Annotated in this window: 8 protein-coding genes; 7 read left to right on the forward strand and 1 reads right to left on the reverse strand. The window is 34.0% G+C overall.

Features of this window, described 5'->3' with window-relative positions; genetic code table 11:
* Nucleotides 1-29: 29 nt before the first annotated feature.
* Nucleotides 30-2,741, reverse strand: coding sequence for a magnesium-translocating P-type ATPase (gene mgtA, locus ACP5P5_RS07100; protein ID WP_428285411.1), 2,712 nt, complete (start codon nt 2,739-2,741; stop codon nt 30-32).
* Nucleotides 2,742-3,192: 451 nt separating this feature from the next.
* Between mgtA and ACP5P5_RS07105 the strand changes: the two genes are divergently transcribed.
* The 7 genes from ACP5P5_RS07105 to ACP5P5_RS07135 form a co-directional block, all read left to right on the forward strand.
* The gene (locus ACP5P5_RS07105; protein ID WP_428285412.1) at nt 3,193-3,756 is read left to right on the forward strand and encodes a helix-turn-helix domain-containing protein; all 564 of its coding nucleotides are present in this window, start codon (nt 3,193-3,195) and stop codon (nt 3,754-3,756) included.
* A gap of 127 nt (nt 3,757-3,883) precedes the next feature.
* Nucleotides 3,884-6,100, forward strand: coding sequence for a heavy metal translocating P-type ATPase (locus ACP5P5_RS07110; RefSeq protein ID WP_428285413.1), 2,217 nt, complete (start codon nt 3,884-3,886; stop codon nt 6,098-6,100).
* Nucleotides 6,101-6,214: 114 nt separating this feature from the next.
* The gene (locus ACP5P5_RS07115) at nt 6,215-6,430 is read left to right on the forward strand and encodes a heavy-metal-associated domain-containing protein (protein WP_428285414.1); all 216 of its coding nucleotides are present in this window, start codon (nt 6,215-6,217) and stop codon (nt 6,428-6,430) included.
* 185 nt (nt 6,431-6,615) lie between these two features.
* Nucleotides 6,616-7,020, forward strand: coding sequence for an HYC_CC_PP family protein (locus ACP5P5_RS07120; protein WP_428285415.1), 405 nt, complete (start codon nt 6,616-6,618; stop codon nt 7,018-7,020).
* 113 nt (nt 7,021-7,133) lie between these two features.
* On the forward strand, nt 7,134-8,405 hold the full coding sequence (locus ACP5P5_RS07125) for an efflux RND transporter permease subunit (protein ID WP_428285416.1): 1,272 nt from the start codon (nt 7,134-7,136) through the stop codon (nt 8,403-8,405).
* A gap of 10 nt (nt 8,406-8,415) precedes the next feature.
* Nucleotides 8,416-10,353 (forward strand): efflux RND transporter permease subunit, encoded by a 1,938-nt coding sequence (locus ACP5P5_RS07130; protein WP_428285417.1) that lies wholly within the window; start codon nt 8,416-8,418, stop codon nt 10,351-10,353.
* A 10-nt stretch (nt 10,354-10,363) separates the two neighbouring features.
* On the forward strand, nt 10,364-11,290 hold a 927-nt coding region (locus ACP5P5_RS07135), incomplete at its 3' end, for a TolC family protein (protein WP_428285418.1).

The raw sequence follows: 11,290 nt of genomic DNA on the forward strand, positions 1-11,290 counted from the left end.
CAAAAAATACTGGCCAAAGTATATTTATCTTAAAGCCACTGTTGAAATTTTTTTATAAACCAAATTTTAATTGTTTGCGTTAGCAGGCAATAGCTAACCAAAATAGCAATTAAAAATGGAAAATAGCTCCAAGGTAAAGGTTGCATTTTTAAAGCATCAGCAAACGGCGAATAAGGTATATAAATACCAATGGCCATTATTGTAAGGGTTAATAATATTACCGGTGCGGTTGCAATACTTTGTATGAATGGAATTTTGTGGGTTCTAATCATGTGTACAATTAGTGTTTGTGACAGCAAGCCTTCAATAAACCATCCGCTTTGAAAAAATGATTGATGTTCGGGACTATTTGCTTTAAAGAAAAAGAATAGGAAAGCAAAAGTTACATAATCAAATATGGAACTGATGGGGCCGATGAAGAACATAAATCTGGCAATACCACTTGCATCCCATTTTTTGGGTTGTTCTAAATAGTCGGCATCCATTTTATCCCAAGGTATAGAAATTTGTGAAATGTCATATAATAAGTTTTGTACTAATAATTGTATGGGCAGCATGGGTAAAAATGGAAGAAATGCACTTGCTCCCAGCATACTGAACATATTGCCAAAATTGCTACTGGCAGTCATTTTAATATATTTTATAATATTACCAAAAGTTCGTCTTCCATATATTACCCCTTTTCGTAAAACGGTTAAATCTTTTTCAAGTAAAATTATATCAGCACTTTCTTTAGCAATATCAGTTGCAGTATCAACAGAAATACCCACATCTGCATCGCGTAAAGCTCCTGCATCATTTATGCCATCGCCCATAAATCCAACGGTATGGCCTTTGGCTTGTAACACTTTTACAACACGGCTTTTTTGCAGTGGACTTAATTTAGCGAAAATGTTAATTTCGTCAATTTTGCTCATTAACTCATCATCTGAAATTTGCTCCAGTTCATTGCCTAATATTACATTTTGAACGGTAATGCCAACATCTTTACAAATCTTTTTAGTTACTGTTTCATTATCACCGGTAAGTACTTTAAGTGTAACACCCAGCTTTTGCAAGGCTTCAATTGAGGGTTGAGCAGATGGTTTAGCGGGATCCAAGAAACCGATAAAACCGGTAATGGTCATATCTTTTTCATCGGCTACGGAATAGGTTAAAGCTCTGTTTTCAAATTCTTTAATAGCTACCAATAAAACCCTTAAGCCCTCTTTGTTTAGTTTTTTAGAAGTGCTTAAAATAGTTTTGCGCATGTTTTCATCTATAGGAATTACTTTGTCGTTTTCAATGTGTAATTCTTTGTCTTCTCCCGGGTCAAATGCATGAGTACATAGGTCAAGTATTTCCTCAACGGCTCCTTTACAAATAAGTAAATGTTTTCCATTTCGTTGTTTTAAAATAACCGACATTCTTCTTCTTTGAAAGTCGAAAGGGATTTCATCCACTTTTACATATTGTTCATCCACTTTCAAATAGTCATGTAGCTCAGCATGTTCTAATACAGCAACATCTAATAGATTTTTCAATCCGGTTTGGTGAAAACTGTTTAAATAGGCCCATTTCAATACTTCATCATCATCATCACCATATACATTTAAGTGGCGTTCCAATACAATTTTATCCATTGTAAGCGTACCGGTTTTGTCGGTACATAAAATATCCATGGCGCCAATATTCTGAATAGCATTTAAGCGTTTTACAATAACCTTACGTTTACTCATATTTAATGCGCCCTTTGCTAAATTAGCAGTTACAATCATGGGCAACATTTCCGGTGTTAAACCAACGGCTACTGCAATGGCAAACAGTAAAGCTTCTAACCAATTGTGTTTTACAACGCCGTTTAGTATGAAAATAAGCGGCACCATAAACAGCATGAAACGAATTAATAACCAGCTAACACTGTTCACGCCTCTGTCGAAACTGGTTTCAGCTCTTTTACTGGTTAATGATTTGCTGATGGAACCAAAATAAGTTTGATTGCCAATATTAACTACTACAACTGTAGCGGCACCACTTACAACATTGGTGCCCATAAAGCAAATATTTTCTAATTCCAATGGCGATTTTGTGTCGGCATTGTGAATATTCATTTCTCTTTTTTCAACAGGTAAACTTTCGCCTGTAAGCATTGCTTGGCTAACAAATAAATCTTTTAAAGTTAACACTCTGCAATCAGCCGGTATCATGTCACCGGCAGAAAGTAATACGATATCACCAACGGTTAAATCTTTTATATCAACTTCCATTTTGCCTTCGCCATTACGCATAACCGTAGCCGTTGTTTTAACCATGCTTTTCAATTTTTCAGCTGCTTTGTTGCTTCTAAATTCTTGCCAAAAGCGAAGCAAAGAACTTAGCAATACCATTACACTTACAACGGTAACGGTTTTATAGTCTCTTTCACCGGGGGGGGCAGTAATAATATCAGTAATAACTGAAATAGCAGCTATAATAATTAAAACACCAATGAAGGGGTTTAAAAATGCTTCTAATAGTTGTATATACCAGGCCGGTGCCTTTTCATGTGAAACTTCATTTAAACCATACTCATGAATTCTTTCCTGTACATCGGTTTCGGAAAGACCTGAATCTTTTGTATTAAGGATTGCTAAAACTTCTTCTTTAGTAGCTGCGGCTATTTCTTTCAATTTAGATATAGCTGCAGATTGAACAGTTTGTCCGGCATTTTCTCCCGAAAATGAAATGTGTTTTACAATTTTAGCTGCTGTTGTTTTTAACATAAAGCCGGTTTTTACCTTTGAATAAAAAGTGATAATGCATACAAAAGGCTTGGAGTAATACTTACCCAGCCGTTAATACATATAGCAACTTCGGCTAAACAGCAGTGTGTGACAATAAAGAGAAAATACAATATGCATTTTGCATTGTTTTTAACTGTTTATGACTATTAATCTTCCATAGCCACAGTTAAAAACCGAGGTGTAGCTTAGGAAGGAATGTTAATTTTACTATGGTCCGAACCGGTTTCCATTTTGTTCATAATTAATTTGCGTGCAAAAGTAAGGTAATTAACTATTTCAAAATTCAACTTTGTAATTTTTTTGTAAAACTAACTTGTAAAAACTGTAAAGTAGTTTTGTTCAGGGTTATAAACTTAAAAAGATATGATTTCGGCGTATTTGTATTCATAATAATTATTGTGTTTTAAAAATTTATATAATAAAATGTAATATGAAAATTCTTATAAAAAATATGGTTTGTAATCGTTGTATTAAGGTTGTTGGACAGTTGTTAGATGAAATAAACATGCCTTATAAACAAATACAATTGGGTGAGGTTGAAATTACTAATACTCCAAGTGAAAATGATTTGAATAAGTTAAATGATTTATTACATGAAAACGGGTTTGAAATTTTGGACGATAAACGGGCATCAATAGTTGAACTAATTAAGAATACGATTATTCAATTGGTGCAAAACAATTCTGAATCACTTGTTACTCATAAACTTTCTGTTTTATTAGAGGAAGCCACAGGTTATGATTATCATTTTTTAAGTACTTTATTTTCTTCTGTTGAGGGAACTACTATTGAAAGATTTTCAATTTTACAAAAAGTAGAAAAGGTAAAAGAACTATTAACCTACAATGAAATGAATTTAAGTGATATTGCTTTTACAATGGGGTATAGCAGTGTGGCGCATTTGTCGGCACAGTTTAAGAAAATTACCGGATTGACACCTTCAGAATTTAAAAAAATTGGAGGACAAAGAAAGCCGCTTGATGATATTATTTGATTCGGAATAATCATCAACCATAAGAATCGATACTTTCTTAATGTAATTATTTTGTAAACTAAACTATAAATGTTGTAATACTCAGGCTTTGTTTTGTAAGGAACTTTGTGGTATCAAACATTTATGTATGCAAACAGTTAAGAAAATATTTCCGGTAATTGGTATGAGTTGCGCATCTTGTGCAATTAGCGTAGAATCAATGTTGCAGCCTGTTAATGGTGTGGTACATGCCAATGTGAATTATGCTGCACAGCAGGTAATGGTTGAGTATGATGAATCGGTTGTATCACCACAAAAATTAAAGTCTGTTGTTCAATCAATTGGATATGATTTAATGATTGATGAGAAGGGAGATGTACATAAAAGTAAACAGCGCGAGGATTTACAGTTTCGTATGCTACAACAAAAAACCATTTTTGCTTTTCTCTTTTCCATCCCTGTGGTATTAATCAGTATGTTTCTGCATGTACCTTATGGCAATTGGTTGATGATGTTTTTATCCATTCCTGTTGTTTTTTATTTTGGACGTCAGTTTTTTATCAATGCATTGAAGCAGGCCAAGCATAGAAAGGTAAATATGGATACGTTAGTTGCACTTAGTACTTTCACTGCTTTTTTATTTAGCACTTTTACAACAATTTTTCCGTTTTTTTGGATTAGCCGCGGATTACCCGTACACGTTTATTTTGAGGCATCTGTTGTAATTATTACGTTTATTTTATTAGGGAAGTTGTTGGAGGAAAAAGCAAAATCAAATACTTCTTCTGCACTGAAAAAATTAATGCAATTGCAACCTGATACAGTAACTATTTTTGAAAATGGTGCTGAAAAGCAAATACTGACTGCTGAAGTTGCAATAGGTAATATGGTTGTTGTAAAACCGGGTGAAAAAGTACCTGTAGATGGCATTGTTACAAAGGGAGCCTCTTTTGTTGATGAGAGTATGATTAGTGGAGAGTACACACCAATTGAAAAATATGAAGGTAGCAGTGTGTATGCCGGAACAATCAATCAAAAAGGTCATTTTATATTTAGGGCCGAAAAAGTGGGTGGTGACACAGTATTGGGTCATATTATACAATTGGTGCAGGAGGCACAGGGTAGCAAAGCACCTGTACAACGATTGGCAGATAAAGTAGCTGGTATTTTTGTTCCTGTTGTAATGGGTATTGCTTTTCTCGCTTTTGCTGTTTGGATGCTGGTAGGTGGAAGTGATGCCTTTTCACATGCTTTACTTGCTTTTGTTACGGTATTAATTATTGCCTGTCCATGTGCATTGGGTTTAGCAACACCAACCGCAATAATGGCAGGTATAGGTAAAGGAGCTGAAAATAATATCCTGATTAAAGATGCTGAAAGCCTTGAAGCTGGCCACAAAGTAAATGCCGTTGTTTTAGATAAAACAGGAACACTAACAGAAGGAAAGCCAACAGTAACAGAAATTGTTTGGAATAAATCCATTACTGATCGTCATTTGCCTGCTAACATTTTATATGCACTTGAAGCTAAATCCGAGCATCCACTGGCCGAGGCTGTGCTTAATTATGTACAAAATGAACAAACTGATAATAACATTCATTTAACTGATTTTCAAAGTATTACAGGCAGGGGTATCAGTGCACATTTTGAAAATAAATTGTGGCTGGTCGGAAACAAACGAATGATAGAGGAACGCAAACTTTCAATCGATACTGAACTGCTTTCATTGGCTGATTCCTGGCAACAATCTGCTAAAACTGTGGTTTATTTTGCCAACGATTTACAGGTGCTTGCTATTATTGGAATAACGGATGAAATTAAGCCAACTGCATTAGCAGCTATACATACACTTCAAGAAATGGGTATTGAAGTGTATATGCTTACCGGTGATAATCAATCCACTGCCGAAGCAGTAGCAAAATCGGTTGGTATAACACATTATACAAGTGATGCATTACCTGCACAAAAAGCAAAATTTATTCAGGACCTTCAGCAACAAGGGAAGGTAGTAGCAATGGTAGGTGATGGGATAAATGATAGTCAAGCCTTAGCATTGGCCAATGTTAGTATAGCCATGGGTAGCGGAACCGATATTGCAATAGATGTAGCTAAAATTACCCTTATCACGAAAGATCTAACTGTATTGCCAAAAACTTTAGTACTATCAGCAAAAACAGTGCGTATCATCCGCGAAAATCTTTTTTGGGCATTCATTTACAACATAATAGGCATTCCTATTGCTGCCGGTATTTTATATCCGGTTAATGGTTTTTTGTTAAATCCTATGATAGCCGGTGCAGCTATGGCATTTAGTTCTGTTTCAGTAGTGTTGAATAGTTTACGTTTAAAAACGATTCGCTTGTAATGTACCTCATTCACATTGCTGTTGCTTATAAAAATATTGTAATGTTGTTTAAAAATTTTGTAATGCTTAGCTTATTTATGTTCTCTAGTTTTGTTAAAAAATAAAAATAAATTTATGAAATCATTAAAGTTTAAAACAAATATCCAGTGCAGCAGTTGCATTGCTAAAGTTACACCAACATTGAATAATGAAGCAAAAATTGACAACTGGAATGTTGATACTAACAATAAACACAAAATTTTAACCATACAAACCAATGTTTTGGATGCAAGCCAAATAATTGATTTAGTTAAATCGGCAGGTTACAATGCGGAATTATTGGATGAATAACTAAATAAATTTTATTACCTTTATTTTAAGTAACGGCAATGCATAACGTCATTAAACTAATAGGTCAGTTTGTTTGGAAAGTATTTAGCTTTCTGTTTATTCCAAAGAAAGATTGTTGTAAATAGTGCATTGCAATAAAATGTTTATATTTTTGGTTTTTACTTTTTTGGATTATATTGAATAGTTTGAAAAAAGCCTTTACCATATTATTAATGCTATTGTATGGCCTTAGTGTACAAGGTGCTACTTTTAACGTGCATTACTGTATGGGTAAGTGGGCCGGTATTGATTTGGTAAAAAAATCAAACAATCAACATTGCTCAAGTTGTGGCATGTTGTTAGAGAAAAGCCGGAAAAATAATTGTTGTTCAGATGTGCAACAAACAATTAAAGTAAGTACAGATCAATCAGCCTCTAATTTTTTTAATTATGCTCATTCTTCATGTGTAGAGTGGGTTACAATCTTACCAACAAATTTTATTCTAACTGATTATACTTTTTTAAAATACAGTTTAGCACCTGCAGTGCATGCACCTCCACTCAAACAAGCAATTCCCCTTTTTGTACGCAATTGTATCTTTCGCATATAATACCTCTCCTTATTCTATTAAGCTTTGTATCATTTTACTAAAGCTAATGGTATGCTTATGTACCATTGATTTTTGTATTGTTGCATTTTTTTTATATTTTAATTATTCGTTTTATGATAGCCAGGATCATTCATTGGTCACTGCAAAATAGATGGGTGATATTATTAATATCTGCAGTTTTATTAATTGTTGGCATTATTAATATTCAAAATAATCCCGTTGATGCAATACCTGATCTAAGCGAAAATCAGGTAATTGTTTTTACCGAGTGGCAGGGTCGAAGTCCTCAAATTGTTGAAGACCAAATTACATATCCATTAGTCAGTAATCTTCAAGGTATTCCAAAGGTGAAGAACATTCGCGCCACATCAATGTTTGGTATGAGTTTTATTTATGTGGTGTTTGATGATAATGTTGATATTTATTGGGCTCGTTCTCGGGTACTTGAGCGTTTAAATTATGCACAACGATTACTCCCTTCTGGAATTACGCCATCGTTAGGACCGGATGGTACAGGTGTTGGCCATATTTTTTGGTACACATTGCAAGCTAAAAATATGAATTTAGGCGAGCAGCGTGCCTTACAAGATTGGTATGTGAAATTGGCACTTCAAACGGTTCCCGGTGTGGCTGAAGTGGCATCTTTTGGCGGATTTGAAAAACAATATCAAATCGTTATTAATCCGATTAAACTTCAGTTCTATCAAATTTCTTTGCAACAAATTCTTCAAAAAGTAAAATCAAATAATAATGATGTTGGTGGAAGAAAATTTGAAATGAGTGACATGGGATATATTATTCGCGGATTGGGATACATTCAAAATATAACCGATATAGAAAATATTGAGTTGGGTAGCTATAAAGGTATTCCCGTTCGTATAAAAGATGTGGCTACAGTTCAAATGGGCGGTGATTTGCGCTTAGGTATATTTGATGAAAATGGAAATGGGGAAGTGGTTGGTGGTATAGTTGTAATGCGTTATGGTGAAAATGCCGACAAAGTTATTAAAGCAATTAAAAGTAAAATGAGTGATATACAGAAAGGCCTTCCCGATGGTGTTTCTTTTCATATTGCTTATGATAGAAGTACACTAATTGAAGCAGCCATTCATAATATACAATCAAAACTAATGGAAGAAATGATAATTGTGGCCATTATTGTAATTATATTTCTTTTCCACTGGCGAAGCGCTCTTAATATTATTATTCAAATTCCCATAACCATTGCCATCAGTTTTATTTTACTTAATCTGTTTGGTATTTCATCCAATATTATGTCATTAACGGGTATTGCATTGGCTATTGGCGTAATTGTAGACAATGGCATTATTATGAGCGAAAATGCTTATCGCCATTTAGCTGAAAAACAAAATCATCATTCTTAATACTAACATTATGCGTAAGTTATTTAAGAAAAATGCAACAAAAAATTATGTAGAAATACCCTACGCGGAAAGAATAAAGATTATTGAAGAATCCAGTATTCAAGTATCACGTGGTGTGTTTTTTTCAACAGTTATCATTATTACTTCTTTTTTGCCTGTTTTTCTTTTATCCGGGCAAGAAGGAAAATTATTTCATCCCTTAGCTTTTACCAAAACCTTTATTTTAATTGTAGATGCAGTATTGGTGATAACATTAGCCCCAGTGCTTATTTCTTTTTTTATGAAAGGAAGATTTAAGCCAGAATCGCATCATTTTGTAAACAGGTGGTTGGAAAGAATATATGCACCCATTATTCAATGGTGCATAAAGTGGCGGAAAACAACTCTGTTCGTCAATATAATAGCGCTATTAATTAGTATTCCTTTATTGTTTAGTATGGGTAGAGAGTTTATGCCTCCACTAGATGAGGGTAGTATTTTATTCATGCCCGTTACTTTGCCTGATGTTTCCAATAGCGAAATTAAACGCATATTGCAGGTACAGGACAAAATTATTACAACAGTTCCTGAAGTAAAAAATGTATTGGGTAAAGCAGGGCGCGTAAATTCTGCTACAGACAATTCTCCTATTAACATGATAGAAACCATCATTCTTTTAAAGCCACAAAAAGAATGGCGTAAAGGCATAACCAAAAACGATATAATAAATGAGTTAAACAGTAAGTTGCAAATTCCAGGTGTAACCAATGGATGGACACAACCTATTATTAACCGGATAAATATGCTTTCTACAGGTATTCGCACAGATGTAGGTGTAAAAATATACGGTCAAAATTTAGACACCATTTATGCATTGTCCGAAAAAATAAAACAATCTTTAAAAGGTATCAATGGTATTGAAGATTTGTATGTAGAACCCATTACTGGTGGACATTATATTGATATAAACATTAAACGAAATGAAATAAATCAGTATGGCTTAAGTATTGATGATGTAAATGATGTTATTGAAACTGCACTGGGTGGTAAAACCATTACAACTACCATTGAAGGACGAGAACGCTTTACCGTAAATGCAAGATTTGCACAAGACTTTAGAAGTAGTTTGTTTGAATTGCAAAATTTACAAGTGCAAACACCGGAAAGTGGATCTATTCCCTTAAAAGCTGTTGCTGATATACAAATTGCGGAAGGGCCACCAATGATAAATTCTGAAAATGCTTTATTGCGCGGTACGGTTTTATTTAACGTGCGCAATCGCGATTTAAGTGGTACAGTAAAATCGGCTATGGAGCACCTGAATAAACTGTTAAAGCATTTGCCTAAGGGGTATTTTATTGAATGGAGTGGTCAGTATGAAAACTTAATTCGTAGCGAAAAAACTTTAAAATGGATTTTACCCATTGTAGTCTTCATCATTTTTATTGCAATGTATTTTGCTTTTCATTCTTTGCGTGAAGCATTTTTAAGCTTAATCTCTCTTCCGTTTGCATTAATTGGTGGGGCTTTTATCATTTATATATGGAATGTGCATTTATCGGTTGCCGTTGCCGTTGGTTTTATAGCATTGTTTGGTATTGCAGTTGAAACTGGTATTGTTATGGTTATTTATTTGAACGATGCCATGCTGCAATTGGTAAAAGCAAAAGGAAATTCTGCTGCAACCATAACACAAACTGATTTAAAAATGTATGTTATTGAAGGCGCAACAAAACGATTGCGACCTAAAATTATGACAGTTAGTGTATCACTCTTTGCACTTATACCCATTTTGTGGAGTAATGGTGTTGGTAGTGATGTTATGAAGCCTATTGTATTACCCATGGTAGGTGGTGTATTTACATCTGCTATTCATATTTTATTGGTTACTCCGCTTATATTTTTAATGAGTAAAGAATATGAATTGAAGAAATATGGCCGAATACAAATTTTTGAATCCACACATTAAAACTGATGATATGAAAAAAATATTGATAATATTTTATTTGTGTTTTTTCGCATTACAATTACCGGCACAAACTGTTTTAAACTTGAAACAAATAAAAGATAGTATTTACCTGCATCATCCGGCATTTAAAATGTTTGATGCTGCGTCAAAGTCTTTACAAGAAGAAGCGAATGGAGCATATAGTTGGTCTGCTCCACAGGTCGGGGCAGGATTTTTTATGACACCCTACAATCCTGAAAAATGGAAAGTTATGAATGGCCAACCAGGTATGGGAGCATTTATGATTAGTGCTGAGCAAATGTTTCCTAATAAACAAAAACAACAAACCATGTTTGCTTATCTAAGTGAACGTGCAATTACCGAACAACAAAAAAAACAGGTTGCGTTAAATGAGTATATGTTTCAAGCTCAATCAAGTTATTGGTCATGTGTTATTGCAGAAAAAAAAATGAATGTTATTCTGCAGCAACAATTGTTGTTAAAACAAATGTTGCAACAAGCTGAAATACAATATGCGAATAACATTAGTACACTAAATGGTTATTACAAAACCAAGAGTGCATTGGAAAATTTAAAAAATACTGCATGGCAATTGCAGTCTGTTATTGCACAAAGTAAATTCATGTTAAATACCTTAATGAATAGAAGTGGTAGCACAGATTTATTGATTGATACCACTATTCAATGGACTGCTTTTAATGATGAAATGTTTGCGCCTGATGCCTTGCAACAAAAAAGTGAATTACAAGTGTTAGACGCTACCATGAAAGTAAATAAACTTCAGTATGATGCTGAACTAACTCAATTAAAACCCGAATATGGCGTTCGATTTGATCAAATGATGGGATGGGCAAAACAACCCTGGTTATTTACTGCCATGCTAACCGTAAAACTTCCTTTTGCTAAATGGGCTGCAAAAGCTAATAAAGCAAAAGCA

It is taken from the genome of Hydrotalea sp., assembly GCF_049968455.1.
Taxonomy (GTDB): Bacteria; Bacteroidota; Bacteroidia; order Chitinophagales; family Chitinophagaceae; genus Hydrotalea.

Coding starts and splice junctions, on each gene's coding strand:
- mgtA (WP_428285411.1), bottom strand. CDS start 2,741: ATGTTAAAAACAACAGCAGCTAAAATTGTAAAACACATTTCATTTTCG.
- ACP5P5_RS07110 (WP_428285413.1), top strand. CDS start 3,884: ATGCAAACAGTTAAGAAAATATTTCCGGTAATTGGTATGAGTTGCGCA.
- ACP5P5_RS07115 (WP_428285414.1), top strand. CDS start 6,215: ATGAAATCATTAAAGTTTAAAACAAATATCCAGTGCAGCAGTTGCATT.
- ACP5P5_RS07130 (WP_428285417.1), top strand. CDS start 8,416: ATGCGTAAGTTATTTAAGAAAAATGCAACAAAAAATTATGTAGAAATA.
- ACP5P5_RS07125 (WP_428285416.1), top strand. CDS start 7,134: ATGATAGCCAGGATCATTCATTGGTCACTGCAAAATAGATGGGTGATA.
- ACP5P5_RS07105 (WP_428285412.1), top strand. CDS start 3,193: ATGAAAATTCTTATAAAAAATATGGTTTGTAATCGTTGTATTAAGGTT.